This window comes from Mesorhizobium cantuariense, from assembly GCF_042647205.1.
Classification (GTDB): Bacteria; Pseudomonadota; Alphaproteobacteria; order Rhizobiales; family Rhizobiaceae; genus Mesorhizobium; species Mesorhizobium cantuariense.
This window is the reverse complement of sequence record NZ_JBHRVD010000001.1, coordinates 4,709,790-4,731,906: the sequence shown is the minus strand read 5'-3', so window position 1 is coordinate 4,731,906 and position 22,117 is coordinate 4,709,790. Positions and strand designations below refer to the sequence as shown.

Annotated in this window: 23 protein-coding genes; 10 read left to right on the top strand and 13 right to left on the bottom strand. The window is 63.9% G+C overall.

Annotated features, from left to right (window positions below; genetic code table 11):
* Positions 1–35: 35 nt before the first annotated feature.
* Together ACFOJ9_RS23045 and ACFOJ9_RS23040 are read left to right on the top strand one after the other, a co-directional pair.
* Positions 36–902 carry an alpha/beta fold hydrolase gene (locus ACFOJ9_RS23045; protein ID WP_378981617.1) on the top strand — a complete coding sequence of 289 codons (867 nt, stop codon included), beginning with the start codon at positions 36–38 and terminating at the stop codon, positions 900–902.
* A gap of 62 nt (positions 903–964) precedes the next feature.
* Positions 965–1,966: an NADP-dependent oxidoreductase gene (locus tag ACFOJ9_RS23040; RefSeq protein ID WP_378981615.1), complete on the top strand. Its 1,002-nt coding sequence runs from the start codon at positions 965–967 to the stop codon at positions 1,964–1,966.
* A gap of 28 nt (positions 1,967–1,994) precedes the next feature.
* Here the strand turns inward: ACFOJ9_RS23040 and ACFOJ9_RS23035 are convergent, their stop codons facing one another.
* The 9 genes from ACFOJ9_RS23035 to ACFOJ9_RS22995 all read right to left on the bottom strand — a co-directional run bounded on the left by ACFOJ9_RS23035 (position 1,995) and on the right by ACFOJ9_RS22995 (position 8,412).
* A complete protein-coding gene (locus tag ACFOJ9_RS23035; protein WP_378981614.1) occupies positions 1,995–2,204 on the bottom strand; it encodes a hypothetical protein in 210 nt (69 codons plus the stop codon).
* Between the two features lie 283 nt (positions 2,205–2,487).
* Complete coding sequence (locus tag ACFOJ9_RS23030) at positions 2,488–3,123, bottom strand: outer-membrane lipoprotein carrier protein LolA (RefSeq protein ID WP_378981612.1); 636 nt, start codon at positions 3,121–3,123, stop codon at positions 2,488–2,490.
* Positions 3,124–3,178: 55 nt separating this feature from the next.
* A complete protein-coding gene (locus ACFOJ9_RS23025; protein ID WP_378981610.1) occupies positions 3,179–3,442 on the bottom strand; it encodes a YMGG-like glycine zipper-containing protein in 264 nt (87 codons plus the stop codon).
* Positions 3,443–3,525: 83 nt separating this feature from the next.
* The gene (locus tag ACFOJ9_RS23020) at positions 3,526–4,008 is read right to left on the bottom strand and encodes a VOC family protein (RefSeq protein ID WP_378981608.1); all 483 of its coding nucleotides are present in this window, start codon (positions 4,006–4,008) and stop codon (positions 3,526–3,528) included.
* 180 nt (positions 4,009–4,188) lie between these two features.
* The gene (locus tag ACFOJ9_RS23015; protein ID WP_378981606.1) at positions 4,189–5,337 is read right to left on the bottom strand and encodes an amidohydrolase; all 1,149 of its coding nucleotides are present in this window, start codon (positions 5,335–5,337) and stop codon (positions 4,189–4,191) included.
* A 47-nt stretch (positions 5,338–5,384) separates the two neighbouring features.
* Positions 5,385–5,840, bottom strand: coding sequence for a hypothetical protein (locus ACFOJ9_RS23010; RefSeq protein WP_378981604.1), 456 nt, complete (start codon positions 5,838–5,840; stop codon positions 5,385–5,387).
* 124 nt (positions 5,841–5,964) lie between these two features.
* On the bottom strand, positions 5,965–6,408 hold the full coding sequence (locus tag ACFOJ9_RS23005; protein ID WP_378981602.1) for an SRPBCC family protein: 444 nt from the start codon (positions 6,406–6,408) through the stop codon (positions 5,965–5,967).
* 179 nt (positions 6,409–6,587) lie between these two features.
* Positions 6,588–7,541 (bottom strand): helix-turn-helix domain-containing protein, encoded by a 954-nt coding sequence (locus ACFOJ9_RS23000; protein WP_378981600.1) that lies wholly within the window; start codon positions 7,539–7,541, stop codon positions 6,588–6,590.
* 94 nt (positions 7,542–7,635) lie between these two features.
* Entirely contained in the window at positions 7,636–8,412 is a 777-nt protein-coding gene (locus ACFOJ9_RS22995) for an IclR family transcriptional regulator (protein ID WP_378981598.1), read from the bottom strand.
* A 261-nt stretch (positions 8,413–8,673) separates the two neighbouring features.
* Between ACFOJ9_RS22995 and ACFOJ9_RS22990 the strand changes: the two genes are divergently transcribed.
* The 7 genes from ACFOJ9_RS22990 to ACFOJ9_RS22960 all read left to right on the top strand — a co-directional run bounded on the left by ACFOJ9_RS22990 (position 8,674) and on the right by ACFOJ9_RS22960 (position 16,434).
* Positions 8,674–10,338 carry an amidohydrolase gene (locus ACFOJ9_RS22990; protein WP_378981596.1) on the top strand — a complete coding sequence of 555 codons (1,665 nt, stop codon included), beginning with the start codon at positions 8,674–8,676 and terminating at the stop codon, positions 10,336–10,338.
* A complete protein-coding gene (locus ACFOJ9_RS22985; protein ID WP_378981594.1) occupies positions 10,325–11,392 on the top strand; it encodes a CobW family GTP-binding protein in 1,068 nt (355 codons plus the stop codon). The genes ACFOJ9_RS22990 and ACFOJ9_RS22985 overlap by 14 nt, the downstream gene beginning before the upstream one ends.
* Positions 11,393–11,430: 38 nt before the next feature.
* The gene (locus tag ACFOJ9_RS22980) at positions 11,431–12,615 is read left to right on the top strand and encodes an ABC transporter substrate-binding protein (protein ID WP_378981592.1); all 1,185 of its coding nucleotides are present in this window, start codon (positions 11,431–11,433) and stop codon (positions 12,613–12,615) included.
* A gap of 147 nt (positions 12,616–12,762) precedes the next feature.
* Positions 12,763–13,632: a branched-chain amino acid ABC transporter permease gene (locus ACFOJ9_RS22975; RefSeq protein WP_378981590.1), complete on the top strand. Its 870-nt coding sequence runs from the start codon at positions 12,763–12,765 to the stop codon at positions 13,630–13,632.
* A complete protein-coding gene (locus ACFOJ9_RS22970) occupies positions 13,619–15,334 on the top strand; it encodes a branched-chain amino acid ABC transporter ATP-binding protein/permease (protein ID WP_378981588.1) in 1,716 nt (571 codons plus the stop codon). The genes ACFOJ9_RS22975 and ACFOJ9_RS22970 overlap by 14 nt, the downstream gene beginning before the upstream one ends.
* Positions 15,331–16,023 carry an ABC transporter ATP-binding protein gene (locus ACFOJ9_RS22965; RefSeq protein WP_378981586.1) on the top strand — a complete coding sequence of 231 codons (693 nt, stop codon included), beginning with the start codon at positions 15,331–15,333 and terminating at the stop codon, positions 16,021–16,023. Before ACFOJ9_RS22970 ends, ACFOJ9_RS22965 begins: the two co-directional genes overlap by 4 nt.
* Positions 16,024–16,290: 267 nt before the next feature.
* Positions 16,291–16,434: a hypothetical protein gene (locus tag ACFOJ9_RS22960; protein WP_378981584.1), complete on the top strand. Its 144-nt coding sequence runs from the start codon at positions 16,291–16,293 to the stop codon at positions 16,432–16,434.
* Positions 16,435–16,661: 227 nt separating this feature from the next.
* On the opposite strand, the gene ACFOJ9_RS22955 is transcribed toward ACFOJ9_RS22960, so the two are convergent.
* Entirely contained in the window at positions 16,662–17,354 is a 693-nt protein-coding gene (locus ACFOJ9_RS22955; RefSeq protein ID WP_378981582.1) for a DUF2270 domain-containing protein, read from the bottom strand.
* Positions 17,355–17,513: 159 nt separating this feature from the next.
* Between ACFOJ9_RS22955 and ACFOJ9_RS22950 the strand changes: the two genes are divergently transcribed.
* Positions 17,514–18,245, top strand: a complete 732-nt coding sequence (locus ACFOJ9_RS22950) for a gamma-glutamylcyclotransferase (RefSeq protein WP_378981580.1) — start codon at positions 17,514–17,516, stop codon at positions 18,243–18,245.
* On the opposite strand, the gene ACFOJ9_RS22945 is transcribed toward ACFOJ9_RS22950, so the two are convergent.
* Genes ACFOJ9_RS22945 through ACFOJ9_RS22935 form a run of 3 tightly spaced genes read right to left on the bottom strand, consistent with a single transcriptional unit; the run spans position 18,232 to position 22,005 of the window.
* Complete coding sequence (locus ACFOJ9_RS22945) at positions 18,232–20,205, bottom strand: glycoside hydrolase family 127 protein (RefSeq protein ID WP_378981578.1); 1,974 nt, start codon at positions 20,203–20,205, stop codon at positions 18,232–18,234. The genes ACFOJ9_RS22950 and ACFOJ9_RS22945 overlap by 14 nt on opposite strands.
* 22 nt (positions 20,206–20,227) lie before the next feature.
* On the bottom strand, positions 20,228–21,085 hold the full coding sequence (locus ACFOJ9_RS22940) for a carbohydrate ABC transporter permease (RefSeq protein ID WP_378981576.1): 858 nt from the start codon (positions 21,083–21,085) through the stop codon (positions 20,228–20,230).
* Positions 21,085–22,005, bottom strand: coding sequence for a carbohydrate ABC transporter permease (locus ACFOJ9_RS22935; protein ID WP_378981574.1), 921 nt, complete (start codon positions 22,003–22,005; stop codon positions 21,085–21,087). Before ACFOJ9_RS22935 ends, ACFOJ9_RS22940 begins: the two co-directional genes overlap by 1 nt.
* Positions 22,006–22,117: the final 112 nt, after the last annotated feature.

Below are 22,117 nucleotides of genomic sequence, written 5' to 3'. Positions count from 1 at the left end.
AATTGGCCAGCGCCCACAAGACGGAGGTGCCGAGCATGACGCATAGATTCAATCGATCGCCCCACTCACCGGCATTGTTCCAGGACACGCCAACGCGCTCCGTCGATGTAGGCGGCACGGCATTTGTTTACCGGGAAGTCGGACCCAGGACGGGCGTACCGGTGATCCTGCTCAACCATCTCGGTGCCCAACTGGACAATTTCGATCCACGCATCGTCGATGGCCTCGCCGCGACCCGGTGGGTGATTGCCTTCGACAACAGGGGCATAGGTGCGTCGGGCGGCAAAACGCCATCAAGCATTGCCGAGATGGCACGCGATGCGGTCGCCTTTATCCGGGCACTGGGGTTCGAGGAAGTCGATCTCTTCGGCTTTTCCCTCGGCGGTTTCGTGGCGCAGGAGATTGTGCTGACCGAGCCCAGGCTTGTGCGCAAGCTCATCCTGGCCGGCACCGGCCCGGCCGGTGGCCAAGGCATCGACAAGGTGACGCCGCTGACGATCGTGGACATGATCAAGGGTGCGCTGACGCTTCGGGATCCGAAATACTATCTGTTCTTCACGAGGACGCCGAACGGGCGCCGCGCCGCCAAGGCATTCCTGCAGCGGCTGACGGAGCGCCAGGTCGACCGCGACAAGCCGGTGTCGCTGAGCGCGTTCGGCGCCCAACTCAAGGCGATCAAGGCTTACGGACTGCAGGCCCCTCAAGACCTGAGCACCATCCGCATTCCTACCTTGGTGGCCAACGGCGATCAGGACAGGATGGTGCCGAGCGGCAACACCCACGATCTCGCCCGGCGAATCCCAAGGGCACAATTGGTGATCTATGCGGATGCCGGACATGGCGGAGTGTTCCAGAACCACGCCGATTTCGCCCCGAAAGCGCTGGCCTTCCTTGATGCCTGACGCCTTCCTCCGGGTGCGGCTTGTCCCGGAACATCAACAAACATTTTCAGAAAGTCACTGCCATGAAGGCATTCGTTGTCGATAAGTATAGCAAGAAGGGCACTCTGCGATTGGCCGAGATGCCGGAGCCGGTGCTCGGGGACAACGATGTCCTGGTCGAGGTCCACGCCGCGGCGGTGAACCTGCTCGATTCCAAGATCAAGACCGGAGAGTTCAAGCTGATCCTGCCCTATCGCCGGCCCTTCATCCTGGGTCACGACGTGGCCGGGAGGGTTGTCCGCGTGGGATCGAAAGTCCGCAAATTCAAACTCGGCGACGACGTCTATGCGCGGCCGCGCGACGGCCGCATCGGGACGTTCGCCGAATTCATCGCCATGGATGAAGCCGACGTGGCCTTGAAGCCTGCGAATCTCAGCATGGAAGAGGCGGCCTCGATCCCGCTGGTCGGCCTGACCGCCTGGCAGGTGCTCATCGAAAGGGCCAATCTGACGAAAGGGCAGAAGGTCTTCATCCAAGCTGGCTCCGGCGGCGTGGGGACATTTGCCATCCAGTTGGCAAAGCATCTCGGCGCGACGGTCGCGATCACCGCGAGCGCGGCAAGTGTCGATCTGGTCAAGGGGCTCGGTGCCGATGTCGTCGTCGACTACAGGAAAGATGACTTCGAGAAGGTCCTGTCGGGCTACGACGTGGTCTTGAACAGCCAGGACGCCAAGACGCTCGAAAAATCACTGAATGTGCTGAAACCAGGTGGCAAGCTCATCTCCATCTCCGGCCCACCGGATCCCGAATTCGCCAGGGAAAAGGGACTGAACGTGGTGCTGAGGCTGGTGCTGCGCCTGCTGAGCCGCGGTATTCGGGCCAAAGCCAAGCGCCGTGGCGTGACGTTCTCGTTCCTTTTCATGTGGGCGCAGGGTGAGCAGCTGAGCAAGATCGCATCGCTCATCGAATCTGGAGCGATCCGCCCGGTTGTCGATCGGGTCTTCCCCTTCGAAGCGACCAATGAGGCTCTGGCTTACGTCGAAACAGGACGTGCCAAGGGCAAGGTGGTCATCAAGGTCAGATAGCATCCCTGTCACATCTTCGATGTCGGGATCAATTCGTCCTGGTGGGATCGATCGTCGTCAGGCGTGCTCTGGCCTCGATGAGGCGCCTTTGCGCTGCCCTTATCCGTCCGCACAACGCGAGATTAAGGGCGACGCCACCTTCCTCATCCAGCAAATCATTCGCGCGCTTAAGAGAGATCTCAGCTCTTCTTATGCGCAGTCTGGCGTTGGCCGTTTCGATGCTATGAATTTCAATCATTTGTCCAGCGTCCTTTGGGGGTTCCGGTCCCTTCATTGAGTAAACCGCCGCTGATCGGATTGGTTCCGGCGATGGCGGGGCACCGCCCGTGGCAGGTGGAGCGATCCGGTCGGGTCTACAACGCTGTCGCGGCGATGGTGACGATGCCCGCCAGGCTTTGACCGGATGACCTCCGGCTCGGCATGATCCAATCCGGCAATGTCGTTTGCCCTCGGCTTCGAGAGACAATCCGCCGCTTCCCTGGGATTATGGCTGCGGCCTACCAATGGCGGCGATTCGCCCGCTATTTCGTTGTGGTGTTGAATTCACGGTTTGCCGCATAATCGATAGTGAAGGTACCGGCGGCGGCGCGAACGCCCTGCTTCACATTGAATATAGTGACCGTTGTCGTAAGGCCCTTCTCGTCGGTAAGGCTCCATCTGCGTAAATCGAGCGATTTCCTGTCAAACACCATAGAGATTGACGAATTGCCGAAGGCCGACTTGTCAGCCAGCTTAATGACAATTTGAGCGCCATCGTCTTTGATGCTTTTGAGGCGACGGCCTGAGAAGTCGACCTTGTTGTCGAGTAGCAGCTTAAGCGGCGTCTTCGAGAGAGCATAAAGCCGCGATGTTTTTAGCTTCTTGTTATAAACCACCAAGGATTTGCCATCTGCAATTACGCTGACTCCTGATTGGCCAGCATAGTTGAACCGAATCTTGCCCGGGCGTTGGAAAAAGAACCTGCCGCTGGTCTTTTCCGCTTTTGGGCCCGACTGGACAAAGTCCCCGGACATGGACTTTACCGATGAGAAGTGGTCGGCAATCGTCTTCGCTTCTACAGGCGCGGCCGAGATCGCGGTCGTGAGTTCGACATTTATCGCGGCAGCGCTGACAACAGCAAGCCAGAAAGCCAGCAGTTTTTTGATCCTATATGCCATTCACTTATCCTACCCCGAGCAGGCGCGTGATCGAAAGAAGTCACGTGCCTTGAGATCAGTAGCCGTCCGGGCAGCGTGCAACGTAAACTCGGCCATACCGATCGCGATATCTGCACTGGCCGGCTTCGCTGGCGTGCCCGATGACCGCCCCGGCTATCGCTCCGACCGCACCGCCAACAACCGCCCCTTGCACGGGGTCGCCGGCCACTGCGGCGCCTATGGCTGCGCCACCCAAGCCGCCGACAGCAGCGCCTTGTTCGGTGCGGGAGCATGCCGCAAGCGGAATGAGCAGGCTCAAAATGAGCAGCGTCTTCTTCATTGGTTCTCTCCTGAGGCCATTGTTAGCCGGAGCTTAAATGCGCCACGGAGTTTTTCGATCCATCGACCCTTGCCTGTCGAGCGTCAGCCGCGCCGGGCCGCGTCAATCGCCGCGACGTCGATCTTCTTCATCTCCATCATCGCATCAAAGGCGCGCTTGGCTTCGTCGCCGCCGGCCGCCATCGCCTCGGTCAGCGTGCGCGGCGTGATTTGCCAGGACACGCCCCATCTGTCTTTGCACCAGCCGCACGCGCTTTCCTGGCCGCCATTGCCGACAATGGCATTCCAGTAGCGGTCGGTTTCCTGCTGATCGTCGGTGGCGATCTGGAACGAGAAGGCCTCGCTCTGCTTGAACGCGGAGCCGCCGTTCAGTCCGATGCAGGGAACGCCGGCAACGGTGAATTCGACCGTCAGCACGTCGCCCTTCTTGCCGGACGGAAAATCGCTCGGCGCACGGTGAACGGCGCCCACCCTGGTGTCAGGAAAGGTCTCTGCGTAGAAGCGAGCCGCAGCCTCGGCGTCCTTGTCGAACCAGAGGCGAATCGTGTTCTTTGGCGTCTTCGGCATTGCGTATTCCTTTCGATCTGAAGCCGGATTTCCGTCCTTGTGTCCCACCCCTCCGACATAGGTCGCCAACCGCTTTTCTCCACTCTTGGCGGAAGCAAGTCGGCAAGCGCAGCCAACCGCTTCGCGTCACAGCCCTCGGCGGAATGCCGTTTTTCGGCGTTACAGTTGATCTGGCAGACGTCAGCCCAGCAAATTACGCGCCGTGCGCATGAAGATCTTTGACCCGATCGGGATCAGGTCGTCGGGAAAGTCATAGTCGGGATTGTGCAACGCAGGGTGCCGCTCGCCTGCACCGAGAAAGAACATCGCCGACTTGGCGCTGTGGCCGAACAGGCCGAAATCTTCCGAGGCGCGCATCGGCAGGGCTTCTTCGCCGTGCATGACGCCCTCTTCCTGGAGTGCGCGTTGCAGATGCTCCACCGCGTCCAGCGCGTTGACGCTGGCGACGAAAATCTCGTGATAGTCCCAGCGGGCGGAAAGACCATGCTGGCCGGCGATCTTCGTGACCAGCGCTTCAGCGGTGGCACACAGGTTTGCCATGCGCTCGTCGCGCCGGGTCCGCAGCGTCGCCCACACCTCGGCGTGAGCCGGTGCGATGCCGAACACGGCTTCGCCCATCGCGGCATGGGTGACGGTCACCATGCTGAAGTCGTCGTCGGCGAAGGTTCCACAGCCGAGTGCTGGCAGTGCCGGCATCAGCTGGCTGATTGCCATCATCGGCGAGGTGCCGGTCTCGGGCATGGATGAATGCGCGGTCTTGCCCTCCAGCACGATGCGCATGCCGCGTGAAGCACAGTTGACCACGCCGGTTTTGAGCCGTACCTCGCCGAACGGCACGCCGGGCAGATTGTGCAATGAGAAGGCGAAATCCGGCGCGATCTCGCCGAAGCGCGGATCGGCGACGACGCCGGCCGCGCCATTGCCGGTTTCTTCCGCCGGCTGGAACATCAGCACGACACGGCCGCTTGCAGGCCGCTCGCGCCCCAACTGACGGCCAAGGGATGCCAGGATCGCCGTATGTCCGTCATGGCCGCACATATGCGACTTGCCCGGCACGCGCGATGAATGCGCCACGCCTGAAAGCTCCTCGATTGGCAAGGCATCGAGTTCCGAACGGAACAGCACCGTCGGCCCCGCTCTGCCACTGTCGTATATGACCGCGACGCCGTGTCCGCCCAATCCGGTCAGCACCTTGTCCGGCCTGGTATCGGCGAGGAAGTCGACGACCTCTTTTGCCGTCTTCTCCTCTTCATTCGAGATTTCCGGGTTCTGGTGCAACTGGCGCCGCCACGCGGTCAACTCGACAATGTCTCGATTGGTCAGGGTCACGCTTTTTGGCCTCCGTCTCCTCGGTTCATCGTTTCTAGTGAACCGTCCTATCGCACGCGATTGGGGCACAGGGCTTTGAATTGCTCCAGCGTACAATCGTATCCGGAAGCACCCGAACCATCCAGCACAACATCGTCGTCCGTGTCTGATATCAGATAGTCTGTCGCTGCACCTGGCTCAGGATTGCGGCCCTGGAACAGCATGTTCGCACCGTAGAAGGTGGTGAACTTGCCAGTCTTGCAGTTCGCGGTGATTTCCAGATGCAGGGCCGTTTGCAATTCCTTGGCAATGCACTCCTCTGTCGCCTTGCCGACATAGTCGCGGCAGAAGGTGATCGCATTCTGCCGCGTGTGCTTGGCCACGATCCTGGCATGGGAGGACCCGATGCCCGATGTCTTGACGATCGTGACCTCCATGCCCACCCTGGAACCGTAGTAGAGGGTTTTAGCCTCAGCCGACGGCGCCAGCATCAAAGCGGAAAGCACGAGCAGCAAACGTCGCATGGACACCTCCCTTTGACTGGAAAGGACTCCCGCGCGCACGGTCGTCCGGTCAAGCCCTGATGCGCCACCGCCGCTGACGCTGGCGATCACTCCCAACCATTGGGCCGGCCCGCCGCGCACCAGCCTATTGATTGATCTCGGGTTCGACGAGCCTTGCCAGGTTTCGGAGCGACTCCTGCCAGCCGAGATAGCAGGCCTCGACCGGAATGACGTCCGGAATGCCGGCCTGGGTGATGTCAATTTCGGTGCCGACCGACACCTTTTTCAAGATTACGGTCACGCGGATCTCGCCGGGCAGATTGGGATCGTCGAACCTGTCGGTGTAGAGCAGGCGCTCGCCCGGAACGAGTTCGAGATACTCGCCGCCGAAGGAATGGCTGTCGCCGGTCGTGAAGTTGCGGAAGGACATCTTGAACGTGCCGCCGACCTTTGCCTCGAGGTGATGGACCGTGCAGGTGAAGCCGTTCGGCGGAAGCCACTTCGCCAGTGCGTCCGCTTCAATGAAAGCGCGATAGACCTTCTCCGGGCTGGTCGTCAGAACGCGATGCAAACGTACGGTGCCGGGCATATCCTGTATCCTTTCATGATTGCCTATTCGGTACCCCAAGGACGAACGAGGCGTGACCAGTCCGACATAGGCTCTCGGATTTTTCTAAGCGCCTGGCCGCAGCCTGTCCGGCCGGCGCGTAGATTGTACTCCGCTTGAGGGGCGCAGGGTCAACAGCGGATCCAAGGCCGGTTTGCTCCCTAATGCACCACCGCCCGCACCCTCTCCCGCAATTCCCGTGGCGCGACATCGTACCTGCTCTTGAACGCGCGGGAGAAGTGCGCGCTTGAATTGAAGCCGCAGGCGAAGGCGATTTCGGAGATCGAGGTTGAGGTTCGCGCCGGCGACAGCAGCTCTTCCTTGCTGCGTTCCAGCTGGCGGTCCCAGACGAAGCGTTCCAGCGTGGCGCATTCGCCCTCGAAGGCGCGGTGCAGGTAGCGGCGCGAGCAGCCCATGTGGCGGGCGATGTCTTCGGCCGACAGGCTGCCGCGCGCCAGGTTGGCGTCGATATAGGCGACGATGCGCTCGCGCAGCGCTTCGAGCGGCGAGCGGCGGAACTCCGGCGCCATCGGCTTGGCCTGGATCAGGCCGTTGACCAACTGGATCAGGCTTTCGCCGACGCGCCGACTGCCGGCTTCGTCGAGCTTGTGCGCTTCGCCGATCGCCATCTGCATCAGACCGGAGACGATGTGGGTGAGGCTGTCGTCCTTGCCGGGCAGGGGCAGCGGTGCGGACAGGCGGGCGAGCGTGTCGTCGCCGAAGGTCGAGCGCGGCACCTGCAGGATGAGCTGGTCGACATCACTGAGGTTCTGCAGGGAGTAGCTGCGCACGGGATCGTAGATGATCGCCGATTGCGGGCCGAGGTCGACGGCGACCTGCTGCTGCTCGAAGCGGCTGCGGCCACTGAGCTGCATCAGGATCTTGATCGCGTCGGGGTCGAAGCTGCGCCAGAACAGCCGGTCGTTGACCACCAGATGCGAATTGGCCTTGATCTCCGACAGCCGGCAGGCGCCGAGATTGACCGACACCAGCTGCGGGATCGACGGCACCGTGCCGCGCGAGAAGCGCTGGGTGATCGGGCCGAACAACAGGCGCGATGTCGACAGAAAGGCCTCGCCATCGGCGACGCTCACATGGTGGGCGGCAGCGTGCATTTGTTTCCTCCTCCAAAACAGCCTTCCCGTCTTGTCGCGGGATTGTGGCGCGGGGACATGCCCCGATGCAACGTTCAGGAACTTAACATGATAATTATCTCTGCCGCAACGGTACAGACGCATGCCATTGTTCGCCGCTGAGCTCAGCCGAAATCCTGCGGCCGGCCTCGCGCGCGGCCTGTCCTTGTTTGTCGGCGATGGCGTCATCGATGCGCGATACCGGCGAGGCCACCGCCAGCGTGCCGAGGGGGAACCCGTCGGAGCCAAGGATGGGGGCGGCGACCGAGTGCACGCCTTCCTCATAGCCCTGGGCGCTGCGCGAATAGCCACGCTCCGCCGCCAGCCGCACGGCGTCCATCACCTTGTCGCGGCTGGTCATGGTGTGCGGGGTGAAGGCGGTCAACGGCTTGGCGAAACAGGCTTCCACCGTCTCCGGGCGCGAGAAGGCGAGGAAGGCTATGCCCGACGCCGTGCCGTGCAGCGGCAGGATCTGGCCGACATCGACACTGACGCGATTGGCTTTGGCCGAAAGTTCGACATGCACCGTCAGCAACGCGCCGGCGCTGAACTCCGACAGATGCACGGTCTCGCCGGTTTCCAGCGCCAGCTCGCGCACCAAAGGGGCGGCGACCCGCACGAAGGGCAGATGCGCGTCGCGCATACGGGCAAGCCGCGACAGGCCGGCGCCGAGCCGGTAGCGGCGGCTTTGAGGCTCCTGCTCGATCAATCGGTGCTCTGCCAGCGCCACCAGCAGGCGCCGCGCCGTGGCCTTGTCGAGGCCCGACTTGCGGGCAAGGTCGGAGAGGCCGATTTCCGGCTCCTTCGGCGTGAAATGCTCCAGCAGAGAAATCGCCTTGCCAACCGTGCTCATTCCCGGGTTCTCCAATTTACTTAGCGTGTTAACTAGCAGATAGTTAGCATGTGAATTAACTTGACAGCGGCGTCCGCGCCTTGCAGTCTGGCTATAACATACAAAACATCGGTTCACATGATGAACCGGCATGGGAACGTAAAAACAAGGGCAAAGGCGGTTTCGCGGCGACGCAATAGGCGGTGCCGCACGCAATGCCGAAAACCGCTGGAGCGGCCGGGTGCGGTGCGCAACCTGCGGCGAGGTGAGGAGAGAGACCGAATGCCCGAGAGAAGCGCCGACCTGGTTCTCAGCAATGGCCGCATCTGCACGCTGGATCGCAAGCGGCCATGGGCCTCGTCGGTGGCGGTCAAAGGCGGGCGCATCGTGGCGGTGGGCGAGGCGGAGGCCGTCGCCGGCTTGAGCGGGCCGGCTACACGTGTCGTCGACCTCGGCGGCGCCATGCTGATGCCAGGTATTGTCGACGTGCATGCGCATCTGATGATGGGCGGCCAGGCGGAGCTGTTCGAACTGCGCTTTCCGCCGACCGCGAGTTTCGAGACGCTGATTGCGCGCGTTGTGGAGGCAGCCGCCAAGGCGCCTGAAAATTCGTGGATCATCGGCGGCCAGTGGGGCAGTGACCTCTTGCCGAAGCTGAACACGCTGGAGGCACTGGCGGCGCTCGACAAGGCCAGCCAGGGGCGGCCGGTGATGCTGCGCGACGATACTTATCACAACCGCTGGATCAATTCGCGGGCGCTGCGTCTGGCCGGCGTTTCCGCCGCGACGCCTGACCCGGAAAAGGGTTCGATCGGCCGCGACCCGGCCACCGGCGCGCCAACCGGCATGATGATCGAATCCGCCGCCGGCATCGTCGAGAGCACCATCGCCAAGTCAGGCCATTACACCGAGGAGATGGACCGGGCGGCGATGGCGCAGTCGATCGCCACGCTCAATTCCTACGGCGTCACCGCCTTCCTCGATGCCGCCGCCATGCAGCCGATCCTGGCCGCATTGAAGGGCCTCGACGATCGCGGCGAGCTGACCGCCTGGTCGGTGTCGGCGATGCCGGCGGTCGAGCCGTCCTTCATGTTCGGCATCGCCGGCGACGAACTGATCGCGTTGCGCGACCAGTATCGCAGCGTCCATGCGAGACCGGATTTCGTCAAGGTGTTCCTCGATGGCGTGCCCGGCGCGCGCACCGCCGCCTTTCACGAGCCCTATACGAACGATCCGATCCTCGGCTGCTGCTTTCGCGGCTCGACCATCGTCACCGTGCCGGACCTGATCCGCTGGGTCGGCAAATGCGAAAAGCTTGGGCTCGGCGTGAAGATCCATTGCGCCGGTGACGCCGCCGTCAGCCAGGCGCTCGACGCCATCGACGTCGTGCGTTCGTTCAACGGACCGACCAAGCTGGTCCATCACATCGCGCATGCGAGCTACATCGCGCCTGATGACATTGCCCGCTTCGCCGAACTTGGCGTTGCCGCCGACCTGTCGCCGTTCCTGTGGTATCCGACCAGCTTCCTCGAAGGCCACAAGCAGACCATGGGCGAGGCGCGCGCGCTGCGCTTCTGGCCGAACAAGGACCTGCTCGAGGCCGGCGCGCTGCTGGCCGGCGGTTCCGACTGGCCCGTCATGCCCAACCCCGATCCCTGGGACGGTATCGAAGGACTGGTGACGCGCCGCAACCCGAGCGGCGAATTCAAGGGCGCAGCACTTTGGCCGGAACAGGCGCTCGATGTCGCGACCGCGCTCGAGATATTCACCATCAACTCGGCCCGCGCCATCGGCCTTGCCGACACGGTCGGCTCGATCGAGATCGGCAAGTCGGCCGACTTCATCAAGCTCGACCGCAACGTGCTGGACATACCGGCCGACGAGATCGCCGACACCAAGGTGCTGACCACCTGGTTCGAGGGGAGGGTTGTCTATGAGCGGAGCTGATCCCCTTTGCGCCATTCCGGTGACAATCCTCACCGGCTTTCTCGGCTCGGGCAAGACCACGGTGCTCAACCGCTTGTTGCGCCGGCCGTCGCTGGCAGGGGCGGCCGTCATCATCAACGAGTTCGGCGCCATCGGCCTCGACCATCTGCTGATCGAGACGAGCGAGGAGCAATTCACCTTGCTCGACAATGGCTGCGTCTGTTGCACGGTGCGCGGCGACCTGGTGGCGACGCTGAAGGAACTCGACCGGCGCAGCCGCGCCGGCGAGATGACTGATCTGACCCATGTCGTCATCGAGACGACGGGACTGGCCGATCCGGCGCCGATCCTGCACACACTGATGGCCGAGCCTGAGCTTGCCGGCCGCTATTTTGTCGACGGCGTCGTCACCACGGTCGACGCGGTCAATGGCGGATCGACGCTCGACAGACATGCGGAAGCAGTCAAGCAGGTCGCGGTTGCCGACCGGCTGCTGGTCACCAAGACCGATCTGGTTTCAGCGGACGCCCTGAGCGAATTGCAACGCCGGCTGGCGGCCCTTGCGCCGACAGCAAGGCAAAGCCTGGCGCATAATGGCGAGGCCGATTTCGACATCATGGACAACCAGCATCTTGGCGATCCCCAAGGGATGGCTGCCTGGCTGGATATGCCGGCCGCGGAGTGCGGCGCGGACTGTGCCCACGATCACGCACACCACCATGGCCACGCCCATCACGGCATCCAGTCCTACAGTTTCGTCATCGACGAGCCGGTCGAATGGGCAGCCTTCGCGCGCTGGCTCGATTATGTCGCGGCGCTGAAGGGCGAGGACCTGCTGCGGCTCAAGGGCCTGATACATGTCACCGACCAGCCGGAACGGCCGCTGGTGCTGCACGGCGTGCAGCATGTCTTCCACCCGCCGGTGCGGCTCGATGCCTGGCCGTCGGCCGACCGGCGCACGCGGCTGGTGTTCATCGTGCGCGGCATCGCGCGCGAAACAATCGCGCGCACGCTGACGAAGTTCGCGGCCATCGATGCCGCCAGAATCAGCCAGCCTTCGCGCCACGCCGCATGATCAGAAAACGCATGAAGAAAAACAGGGGAGTGACAGACATGCAATGGAAATCCAGCCTGCTCGCGGCAGCTTTTGCCGGATTGAGCCTTGGTGCGATGTCCGGGACGGCGTCGGCCGCCGGCCCGACCTGCAAGGACGGAACGATCAAGGTCGGTGCGGTCTCGACCATCACCGGTCCCGCCGATTTCAGTGAAGTGCCGAAAGCGACCCAGGCGGCTTTCGATGCCGTCAATGCCGCCGGCGGCATCAATGGCTGCAAGATCGACTACACGATCGCCGACGACAAGGCCGATCCGGCGGTCGCAGCCCAAGCCGCGCGCGACCTGATCGACAACAAGGAAGCGGTGGCGCTGGTCGGCTCGGGCAGCCTGCTCGACTGCGCCGTCAACTCCGCTACCTACAGCCGCAAGAAGATCCTGTCGGTGCAGGGCCTCGGCGTCGACGCCGCCTGCTTCTCCTCGCCCAATGTGGCGCCGGTCAATGTCGGGCCCTACACGCTGTCGACCGCGATGGCCTATTACGCCACCAACCAGCTGAAGAGCGAAAAACTGTGCGCCTTCTTCATCATCATCGGCGGCACCCAGGAAGCCTACAAGAAGGCGATCGAGAACTGGGAGAAAATTTCCGGCAAGAAGGTCCATCTCATCGACCTGACGCTGCCGTTCCAGGGCGACCTGACGCCTTATGTCATCAAGGCGCGCGACGCCGGCTGCGACGCGGTGCTGACCAACCAGGTCGAGCCGCAAGTGGTGCAGCTGATCAAGACGGTCGATGCGCAGAAGATCACGGGCATCAACTGGCTGTTCCTGGCGCCGGGCTACACCGAGCAGGTCGCCTCGGCGCTCGCCGACACCAGGCAGCCGATCTATGTCGGCACCGAATGGGAGCCCTTCACCGAGAAGAGCTCGGCCGCCAACGCGCAATGGGCGGCCGACATGCAGAAGGCCGGCCGGCCACTGACCGCCTTCTCGCAAGGCGGCTATCTCGCCGCACAGCTGTTCCTCAAGGTGGTGGCTTCGATTGAGGGCGAGGTGACGCGTGAGAGCGTGACCAAGGCGTTGCACGACATGCAGCCGATCACCAATCCACTGTCGGGCAGCGCTTATGTCTTCGGCACCGCCAAGGTCCACTCGCCGATGCAGGCGACCAAGGTGATGAAGCTTGAAAAGGGCGCCTGGACGGTCGAGACGCCGGACTGGGTCGTGCTGCCGCAGGCCAAGTGAGTCCTCCCGGGTGTTGGCGCCGCTCCTCATCCGCCGACCGGGCCTCTCCCCGCGGAGAACTTCCCGTCAGGGCATGAGGGGCGGTGCTGACCTCGACAGGGCGGCGGACCCCAACCCGCCGCCCGTTTTTCCAATCCAGGACATCTGATGAACGCATTGCTTACATCCGCCGTGGCGGGGCTGACAGCCGGAGGCACCTATGCCTTGCTTGGCGTCTGCGCCGTCTTCACCTACCGGCTGGTCGCCGTGGTCAATTTCACCGGTGCCGCGATTGGTACCGCCGGAACCTTCGTGCTGATCGCGCTCTTTGAGGCCGGTTTCCCGATCTGGCCGTCGGTGCTGGCCGGCATCGCGGCCGGCACGGTGGTCGGCGTCGCCATCGGCACCATCATGACCAGATGGTTCGGCGAGGCCAGCGCGTCGACCAAAGCGGCGGTCACCGTGGCGTTGCTGGTCGGCATCATCGCTATCGGACTTCGGCTCACCGGCGGCCAGCATCCGCACAACATGCCGGAGCTGTTTCCCGGCTCCGCCTTCCGTATGGCCGGCGTCGAGGTGACGATCGCCTCGGTGATGACGATCGGGCTGGCGGCGCTGTTCACCGTGCTCGCCGACCTGTTCCTCAACAACACCAAGGTTGGCCTCAATCTGCGCGCGCTGGCCGACCGGCCGATGGCGGCCGAACTGCTTGGCATCAGGGTGCAGCTTCTGTCGCTGCTGGTCTGGGGCATGACCGGCGCCTTCACCACCTTCGCGCTGATGATCATCGCGCCGCAGCGCTCGCCGAATTTCATGACGCTCAGCCTGCTGGTCGTGCCGGCACTGGCCGCCGCCCTTGTCGGCCTGTTCCGCAGTTTCTGGCGCACGCTGGCCGGCGGCATCGTGCTTGGGCTGGTCGAGGGCATGGCAAGTTCGGTCGACAGCATCAGCCAGTACCGCAGCGCCATTCCGTTCCTGGTCGTGCTGGCCGTTCTGCTCTGGTCGCAGCGGGAGGCCCGCTGGGATGAAGCGCGCTAGCATTCGGGCATCCCTGATCATCGTCATCGCGGCGATCATCCTTGGCGGCGTCATCGCCGGGCTGCTGCAGTCCTACTGGGTGTTCTTGGCCACCTCGGTGCTGATCACCGGCGTCGCGCTGCAGAGCCTCGGCCTCGTCGCCGGCCGCACCGGCATGATCGCGCTCTGCCAGATGTCGTTTGCCGGCGTTGGCGCCTGGACCGTCGGCTATCTCAACCTCGCCGAGGCGCCGGGCGGCTTGCCGGTCTGGATCCTCATCGGCGGGCTTGCGGCGGTGCCGCTCGGTGTTGCCATCGGCCTGCCGGCGCTCAGGCTGCGCGGCATCAACCTTGCCATCGTCACGCTGTCCTTCGCCACGGCCTTCGACACAATCCTGGCGACCATGACCTATCCCGGCCAGACCGACTTCCTGCAGGTGCCGCGGCCGGCACTGTTCGACAGCGACGAGGGCTATTTCGTCTTCGTTTTGCTGCTTTACGTTGCGATCGCGGTGGCGCTCGAAGTGCTCAGCCGCTCGCGGCTCGGCGCCTCCTGGCTGGCGGTGCGGCACTCGGAACGCGCAGCGGCGGCTCATGGCGTCAGCATCGCCACCGCCAAGCTATCGGCTTTCGCCATCTCAGCCTTCACCGCCGGCATTTCGGGCGGGTTGCTCGCCGGCTATCTCGGCACGCTGGTCTCCGAGAATTTCAGCATGATGCAGTCGCTGTCGCTCTATGCCGTCGCGGTGATGACCGGCGCGCATTTCGCCGAGGGCGCCATCATCGGCGGCCTGCTGGTGGTCATGTTCCCGGAAATCCTGCGCCGGCTCGACCTGCCGCAGGACATCGGCAATGTGCTGTTCGCCATCGGCGCCACGCAGGCGCTGTCGACCGGCGAGACGATGAGTGAGACCTTTCGCCGGCAGTTGCGCAGGCTGATGCCGGCGCGCGTGAAGGCGGCCGCATCGGCGCCGGCAAGCGATCTGCCGGCGGCGGTTGTGCGCCCGGCTGGCCCGGCGCTCAGCATCGAAAAACTCACCGTTCGCTACGGCAGCGTGGTGGCGCTCGACAGCGTCAGTCTGACGGTTGCCGCCGGCACCGTGGCCGGGCTGATCGGTCCCAACGGCGCCGGCAAATCGACCTTCATCGATGCTGTCGCCGGCTTCCTGTCTAGCTACGAGGGCAGCATCCGGCTGGACGGCAAGCGGCTCGAAGGCATGCCGGCGCATCTGCGCGCCCGCGAGGGCGTGCGTCGCACCTGGCAGACCAACCGCATCGCGCCGGAGCTCACCGTCGGCGGCTATCTGGCGCTGGCGGCCAAGGGCCTGTCGGAGAGCGAGACGAGGGCGATCCTCAGCTGGCTGGATTGTCCCGATCCGGAGACGCTGGTGGTCTCGGTCGATGCCGGCACCAGGCGCCTGCTCGACGTCGCCGGCGTGGTCGCGGCGCGCCCGGCCGTGGTGCTGCTCGATGAGCCGGCCGCCGGTCAGTCACATGAGGAGACGCTGCGGCTCGGGCAACGCATCGCCGAAATCCCGAAACTGTTCGGTTCGGCGGTGCTGCTGGTCGAGCACGACATGGACCTGGTGCGGGCTGTCTGCTCGGAGGTCACCGTGCTCGATTTCGGCCGCGTCATCGCGTCCGGCCCGCCGGCCAAGGTGCTCGACCAGGGGCCGGTGAAGAAAGCCTATCTCGGCATCGAGGAAGAGAGCGTGGCGGCATGAGCAAGCTCGTCGTTTCCAACCTCTCGATCAACCGCAGCGAATTGCCTGTCGTGTCTTCGGTCGACATATCGGTCGAAAGCGGCGCCATCAGCGTCGTGCTCGGCGCCAACGGTGCCGGCAAGACGACGCTGCTCGAAGGCCTGTCGGGTATCATCCCGGTCGCCGGCGGCTCGATTGCCATCGATGGCCGCGACATCCACAAGGCGCGGCCGGGCGTGCGCTCGCGCGAAGGGCTGGCCCATGTCGAACAGGGGCGCACCGTGTTTCGCCAGCTCACCACCGAGGAGAACCTCAGGGTCAGCCTGCGTCCGGCCGCCGATATCGCTGAGGCCTATGCACTGTTTCCCGAACTGGTGCAGCGCCGCACGGTGAGGGCGAGCCTGCTGTCGGGCGGCGAGCAGCAGATGCTGGTCATCGCCCGCGCGCTGCTGACGCGGCCCAAGGTGCTGTTGATCGACGAGATGTCGGCGGGCCTGGCGCCGGTCATCGTCACGCGGCTGATGAGCGCGGTGCGCAAGCTCGCCGACAATGGGCTTGCGGTGCTGCTGGTCGAGCAGTTCGCCGCATTGGCGCTGTCGATCGGCAACCGCGCCTATGTCATGCGGCGCGGCCGCGTCGTCCATGACGGCGACTGCATGAAGCTGCTCAAGTCGCCGGACGAACTGCATCGGCTCTATCTCGGCGGATAGGGGCTGGCGTTCATTCGTTGAATCGAGGTCCCGAGCCATCTTGTTGTTCAGGCGCTGTTTTTCCCACTTGGCGGGGAACAACCGCGCCTGCCAGTCAATGCTGGATCTCGTTGAATGCCGCTGAACAGGGCAGCACGTTCTTTGCCGGTCCCACGTTCCGATCATTAGCATTTGCATCTGATCCGAGTTGATTTCCTATCGGGTCGTTAATGCGGCCATGCTGTTAATCAGTATTTGCTAATGAATCGATCGAGCGCGGGGTACGCCATGACCAAGAATCTCGGCAACGCACGTTACATGCCGCCAAAGGATGCCAAAGTCTCCTTGTTCGGCAAGGCCGCGCCGGCGCTGTTTCCGCTGGTGGTGGCGGCGCTGGGCTACATGATCGGCAAGCAGTTTTTTGGCATCTAGACTCCGAAAACGGTAAGGGCAATCAAGCGCTAGTCTCGGTAGCCACCTCCAGCCTGGCCTCCGTGGGGCGAATTCGTTCGCTGGCCAGCAGCACGACCGGGCAGGGTGGCGCGTGACGTCGTTGCCGATCGACAGGTCATGGGTTCCCTCAAACGCCGCGGCGGACTGACCATCACAACGCACGGGCCGCCATTTGCGTTGCAGCCGCCCGTCGCCAGACGTTGCTGTCAGACATGCACGTCGCCGAAGGAAAGTTCGCCGTCGTCGCCTGCCGCGAACACGGCGAAGGCGAACAGCCCGACATAGAATGCCGCAACAATTGCCACGATCGCCAGGCCGGGAATGGGGCCGAGGGCGGCGCTGTCGACGGCCTCGCGAAGCGAGCCGACAAAGCCGGTCTTGACGCCTACGGCCTGAAGGCTGGGGGTCGATATCTTGAGCACCCAGGCCAGCAGCAGGATCAGGAAGAGATAGAGGTAATTTCGCCGTAGGCGGCGCGCCAGCGCGACACGCTGTGACAGCAGGAACTTTGGCGCGCGCAGGCCTTCGCCGACGATGAGCAGCCAATCCGAGGCAAAGTCGGGTTGCGGGGAGAAGATCTGCGCGAAATAGTGGCGCTCGAACTGGCGCACGCGCGCCCGATAGAAATCAAAGAACCGATAGCGGCGCGCTTCGATCCACAGCAGCAGCAGAATCAGCAGCATGGCGAACAACAGCACGCCGTGATGCGCACTGGCCGTCGACAGCGACACAGAAAGCAGCGCCGCCACCACGGTGATTGCCCAGTTGGTCGTCCTGTCGAGCCGATCGCGCCATCCCGCCATCCGCGCGATCTCGGCACGGTGAAAATGCGACAGCGTGTTCACGCGCTCCGCCGATGAAAGGACGGGACCCGCGGGCTTTGCCGACGCATCGTTCATGGCATCCTCCGGCAAAGACTAGAACAGTTTGCCGGCAACATTGTTCCCTGTCGCGTCGCGCACGTCCGGCATCGGCCTGTGGACTTACGTCGGCTGCACGGCCCCCCTTGAGAATCCTCCAGCCTTCGGCAACATGGCGGTGAGGCTGGGAGCGTGAGGATGAGCAAGGCCATTTCCGCCGCATCGTTGAAGACTCCACGCAAGGCGCCGATGGCGCTGACCGAGGAACTCGTGGCGCGCACCATGCGCACGGTCGAGGATGCCGGGCCGACGCCGGGCATGGTTTACATGACCGATGCGGACTATGCGCGCATCCGTGACGGGGTGCTGGCCGGCGCTCCGTCCGGGCCGCTGAAACTGTTCGCCTATGGCTCGCTGCTGTGGAAGCCGGTCGGCGAGGTGAGGGGCGGCGAGCGGGCGGTGGCGACGGGCTGGCACCGGTCGTTCTGCTTCACGGTGCAGCGTTTTCGCGGCACCGTCGAGCGGCCCGGCCTGATGATGGCGCTCGATCGCGGCGGCCAGTGTCAGGGCATGGTGTTCGAAATCGCCGAACCGGTGGCGGCCAACCTCGAGGCACTGCTGCGCCGCGAGATGACCATCCTGCCCGCCGTCAATGTGCCCCGCTGGCTGCAGGTGAGGACCGAAGGCGGCCCACGCCGCGCGCTCGGCTTCGTCGTCGATCCGGCCAATCCGCGCTATGCCGGCAAGCTCGACAAGCAGGCGATCGCGGCGACGCTGGCCACGGCCGTCGGCCATTGGGGCTCTGGCGCCGAATACCTCTTCGAGACCATCCGCCACCTCGAAGCCTGCGGCATCCGCGACCGCAATCTGTGGCAGTTGCAGGAACTGGTGGCCGAGGAGATCGGACGCCTGTCGTTCAACCGTCCCTGAGCCACACCAGCATTTCGCCGGGTTCGCGGTTGTCCCAGGCGAAATAGGGAATGGCGGTCAGGCGCGTTTGCGAGGTGGCCGGCGGCTCGGGCCTGTAGAGCCCGTTTTGCCAGCCGTCGGCGGCATCGGCTTGCGCGAGCGCCGACAGTGTCACCACACCGCCGAGAAGCTCCGGCCGATGTTGCGCTTCGACGCCGGCCGTCCTCGGCAGGGACACACGATGCAACTGGCTGTCATTGTCGGTCGCCTCGACGCAGTAGATCAGCGGACCGCGCGACAGCGCGACGCGGCCGGCATCCTGGCGCACCTGCGGGTTGGCGTAGAGCCGCTCGATCGGCATGTCGAGATCGAGCCGCACCTGGTCGCCCTTTTTCCATGTGCGGCGGATCGCGGCGTAGCCATCGCTGGTGACGTCCGCCAACTTGACCGTCTCGCCATTAACCTCGAGCGCGGCGCCGGCGCTCCAGGCGGGAATGCGCAGGTGCAGCGTGAACGCCACCGGCGCCTGCGGCTCGACCGCGATTTCCACCGCGCCGTCCCAGGGATAGTTGCTTGCCTGTGTCAGGCTGACCGCGACACCGCCAATATCGAAGCGGGCCGTGGAGTCGCCATACAGATGCACGGCAAAAGCATCTTCGGCGACGCCGTAGAAATAGCTGCCGATCGAGGCGACCATGCGGCCGATATTGGGCGGGCAGCACGGGCAGCGGTGCCATTTCCACCTGTTGTGCTTGCCGCGGCTTTCCAGGGGGTTCTCGTAGAAGAACAGCGAGCCGTCGAGCGACAGGCCCGAGATCGAACCGTTGTACAGCGCCCGCTCCATCAAATCGGCATAGCGGGCGTTCGGCCCCATGCCGAGCATGCGGCTGGCCCAGAACACCAGCCCGACCGAGGCGCAGGTTTCGGCATAAGCGGTCTCGTTGGGCAGGTCGTAGTCGCTGGTAAACCCTTCATTGTGCGCCGATGGTCCTAGCCCTCCGGTGATGTAGAGGCTTTTGCTTGTGAGGTCGTCCCACAGGCGGTCGAGCGCCACGCGCAGGCTGTCGTCGCCATACTCCGTCGCGATGTCGGCCATCCCCGAATAAAGGTACATGGCGCGGACGGCGTGGCCGACGACCTTGTCCTGCTCGCGCACCGGCTTGTGCGACTGGTTGTATTCGTAGGTTTTGAAGTGATAGGCCTTCGGGTCGGCGCCACGGGCGCGCGCTTCTTCGTCGAAGAAATGCGGTTCGAGGCCGCGCTGGTCGATAAAGTACCTGGCCAGCTCCATGTATTTGCGCTCGCCGGTGACGCGCGAAAGCTTGACCAGCGCCAGCTCGATCTCCTCATGGCCGCAATAGCCCTTCTTCTTGCCGGGCTCCGGCCCGAGCACCGAGGCGATGTGGTCGACATACCTGCACATCACGTCGAGCAGCTTGCGTTTTCCCGTCGCCTGGTAATAGGCGACGGCGCCCTCGATCAGATGGCCGGCGCAATAGAGTTCGTGGCAGTCGCGCAGATTGGTCCAGCGCAGGCCGGGCTGGATGCGCTGGTACCAGCTTGAGAGATAGCCGTCCTCCTGCTGCAGCTTTTCATACATGTCGATGACGGCATCGATCCTCTTTTCCAGTGCGGGGTTCTTGCGCCGGTAGAGCGAATAGGCCGCGGTTTCAATGGTCTTGCCCCAGTCGGAATCCCAGAACATCTGCGTGGTCACCGTCGAGCCGGTGAAGCCGACGGAAGCTGCTTCATCGGGCGAGGGCGAGTGGAACGGGATGACGACACCGGGCGCGGGCCGGTCCGGATCGATCTGCTCCAGCATGCGCGCCTCGACACAACGCTCGTAGAGGATGTCGGCGGTGCGCGCGGCGACGGCATCGACGCGGTCGCCCCAGAAGCCGTGCACGTCGACCTGCGGCACTGGCAGGGGTCGAAAGGCGAGCTTTGGCTTGGCCGGTTTTGCGGATGGCGATGCGGTCATGAACTTACTCCATTCGGTCTGTCTATTTGACGGCCCCGGCCATCAGGCCGCGGATGTAGAAGCGCTGCAGCGCCAGGAACAGGATGAGGCAAGGCACCATCATCACGGTGACGCCCGCCTGCACCGCGCCCCAGTCGATGGCGCCGAAGCGACCGGACTGAAGTGCGGTCATCATCACCGGCAGCGTGAACTTGGACTGGTCGGTCATCAGCACGAGGGCGGCGAGGAATTCGTTCCAGGCGCCGAGGAAGGCAAACAGGGCGATGGTGACGACGCCCGGCCAGACCAGCGGCAGCATCACCTTCAAAAGCATGGTGATATTGCTGGCGCCGTCCATGCGGGCAGCTTCCTCGATCTCGCGCGGCACCGCGTCGAAGGCGTTGCGCATCATGAAGATCGAGAACGGCAGTTGCAGCGTCACATAGACGCCGACCAGGCCGGTCAGCGTGTTGTGCAGGCCGAGCTTGGTCAGCACCAGGAAGATCGGCGTCAGGATCGACTGAAACGGGATCATGATCGTCGACAGGATGAGGATGAAGAACAGGTCCTTGAACGGAAACCGGAACCGCGAAAAGCCGTAGCCGGCCAGCACGCTGACGATGACCGACAGCACCACCGTCATCACCGAGACGTAGATGCTGTTCTGTGCCGAGACCCAGAGACCGTCGCCGAAGCTGTTGAGCGTGGCATAGTTCTCCAGTGAGAAGCCTGATGTCGGCCAGGGCGGCAGCGGCGGCAGGCGTGCTTCCTGCGCCGGCTTGAACGCCGACAGCACCGCCCACACGATCGGCGCCGCAAACAGCACCGAGGCGATGATGCCAGTCGAATGCTCGCCGATGCGGGCTAACAGCCGGCGGTTGCGGGAGGCGGCCTGCGCCATCAGTCGAGCCCTTCCGGCTTGCGCAGCAGCCACAGCTGGACGAGGCTGAGCGCCACCAGGACGACGAGCAGCACCATGGAGAGCGCGGCACCATAGCCGAGCTTGAACGACACGAAGGACTGGTTGAAGATCCAGTAGACTGCCGTCAGCGTCTGGTTGCGCGGGCCGCCGCGCAGGATGATGTAGAACTGGTCGAAGGCGAGGATCGAGCCGGCGACCGACAGGATCAGCGCCAGCGCGAGCGTACGGCGCATCAGCGGCAAAGTGATCGCCCTGAACCTGGCGAACGGCCCGGCACCATCGATGACGGCGGCCTCCTGCAGATCCTGCGGGATCGATTGCAGGCCTGCCATCAGGATGATCATGGTGAAGCCGGCGACTTTCCAGACGACCATGGCGATGATCGACCAGAAGGCCGGCTGGAAGGTGGCCAGCAGGTTGAATTTTTTGTCGATCAGGCCGAGATCGTAGGCTGCCGGGCTGAACAGGCCGGAATCGACATTCAGCAGCCACGACCAGAGCAGGCTGGCCGAAGCGAAGCCGACAACCGCCGGCATGAAGAACATGGTGCGGTAGAGATTGGTCAGCGGCCGCGGCCGTTCGACGAACAGCGCCAGCGGAAACGCCACCACGAAGATCGCGATGGTGACGATCACGGTGTAGTAAGCGGTGAAGCGCAGCGCGTTCCAGAACCTGGTGTCGCGCAGGATGGCGACATAGTTGCCGAGGCCGATATAGCTGTGCTCGCCCATCAGCGGCCAGTTGTGCAGCGACATCCACGCCGTCATGCCGAGCGGGACGAGGAAGAAGACGACGACCAGCGCAACGGCCGGCGCGACATAGAGCAGGCCGATCCACTGCCGGCGTCCGGCGAGTTTGCGGGCGCGGGGCGGGACGGTGGTTGCTGCGATGGAGGTCATGGCTGTTCCCTTGGCGCTGCGTCCCCCTCCCCCTTGAGGGGAGGGTCCGGCCGAAGGCCGGGGGTGGGGTCCTCTCTGAAGCGCGCCGACGAAAAAGGAACGTCGAGCACTG

Excerpts from the sequence above, each read along its gene's own strand:
- ACFOJ9_RS22990 (WP_378981596.1), top strand. The coding sequence starts at position 8,674 with ATGCCCGAGAGAAGCGCCGACCTGGTTCTCAGCAATGGCCGCATCTGC.
- ACFOJ9_RS23045 (WP_378981617.1), top strand. The coding sequence starts at position 36 with ATGACGCATAGATTCAATCGATCGCCCCACTCACCGGCATTGTTCCAG.
- ACFOJ9_RS22950 (WP_378981580.1), top strand. The coding sequence starts at position 17,514 with ATGAGCAAGGCCATTTCCGCCGCATCGTTGAAGACTCCACGCAAGGCG.
- ACFOJ9_RS22965 (WP_378981586.1), top strand. The coding sequence starts at position 15,331 with ATGAGCAAGCTCGTCGTTTCCAACCTCTCGATCAACCGCAGCGAATTG.
- ACFOJ9_RS23030 (WP_378981612.1), bottom strand. The coding sequence starts at position 3,123 with ATGGCATATAGGATCAAAAAACTGCTGGCTTTCTGGCTTGCTGTTGTC.
- ACFOJ9_RS22970 (WP_378981588.1), top strand. The coding sequence starts at position 13,619 with ATGAAGCGCGCTAGCATTCGGGCATCCCTGATCATCGTCATCGCGGCG.
- ACFOJ9_RS22940 (WP_378981576.1), bottom strand. The coding sequence starts at position 21,085 with ATGGCGCAGGCCGCCTCCCGCAACCGCCGGCTGTTAGCCCGCATCGGC.
- ACFOJ9_RS23000 (WP_378981600.1), bottom strand. The coding sequence starts at position 7,541 with ATGCACGCTGCCGCCCACCATGTGAGCGTCGCCGATGGCGAGGCCTTT.
- ACFOJ9_RS22975 (WP_378981590.1), top strand. The coding sequence starts at position 12,763 with ATGAACGCATTGCTTACATCCGCCGTGGCGGGGCTGACAGCCGGAGGC.
- ACFOJ9_RS23010 (WP_378981604.1), bottom strand. The coding sequence starts at position 5,840 with ATGCGACGTTTGCTGCTCGTGCTTTCCGCTTTGATGCTGGCGCCGTCG.
- ACFOJ9_RS22985 (WP_378981594.1), top strand. The coding sequence starts at position 10,325 with ATGAGCGGAGCTGATCCCCTTTGCGCCATTCCGGTGACAATCCTCACC.
- ACFOJ9_RS22960 (WP_378981584.1), top strand. The coding sequence starts at position 16,291 with ATGACCAAGAATCTCGGCAACGCACGTTACATGCCGCCAAAGGATGCC.
- ACFOJ9_RS23035 (WP_378981614.1), bottom strand. The coding sequence starts at position 2,204 with ATGATTGAAATTCATAGCATCGAAACGGCCAACGCCAGACTGCGCATA.
- ACFOJ9_RS22980 (WP_378981592.1), top strand. The coding sequence starts at position 11,431 with ATGCAATGGAAATCCAGCCTGCTCGCGGCAGCTTTTGCCGGATTGAGC.
- ACFOJ9_RS23025 (WP_378981610.1), bottom strand. The coding sequence starts at position 3,442 with ATGAAGAAGACGCTGCTCATTTTGAGCCTGCTCATTCCGCTTGCGGCA.
- ACFOJ9_RS23040 (WP_378981615.1), top strand. The coding sequence starts at position 965 with ATGAAGGCATTCGTTGTCGATAAGTATAGCAAGAAGGGCACTCTGCGA.
- ACFOJ9_RS22935 (WP_378981574.1), bottom strand. The coding sequence starts at position 22,005 with ATGACCTCCATCGCAGCAACCACCGTCCCGCCCCGCGCCCGCAAACTC.
- ACFOJ9_RS22995 (WP_378981598.1), bottom strand. The coding sequence starts at position 8,412 with ATGAGCACGGTTGGCAAGGCGATTTCTCTGCTGGAGCATTTCACGCCG.
- ACFOJ9_RS23020 (WP_378981608.1), bottom strand. The coding sequence starts at position 4,008 with ATGCCGAAGACGCCAAAGAACACGATTCGCCTCTGGTTCGACAAGGAC.
- ACFOJ9_RS23005 (WP_378981602.1), bottom strand. The coding sequence starts at position 6,408 with ATGCCCGGCACCGTACGTTTGCATCGCGTTCTGACGACCAGCCCGGAG.
- ACFOJ9_RS22955 (WP_378981582.1), bottom strand. The coding sequence starts at position 17,354 with ATGAACGATGCGTCGGCAAAGCCCGCGGGTCCCGTCCTTTCATCGGCG.
- ACFOJ9_RS22945 (WP_378981578.1), bottom strand. The coding sequence starts at position 20,205 with ATGACCGCATCGCCATCCGCAAAACCGGCCAAGCCAAAGCTCGCCTTT.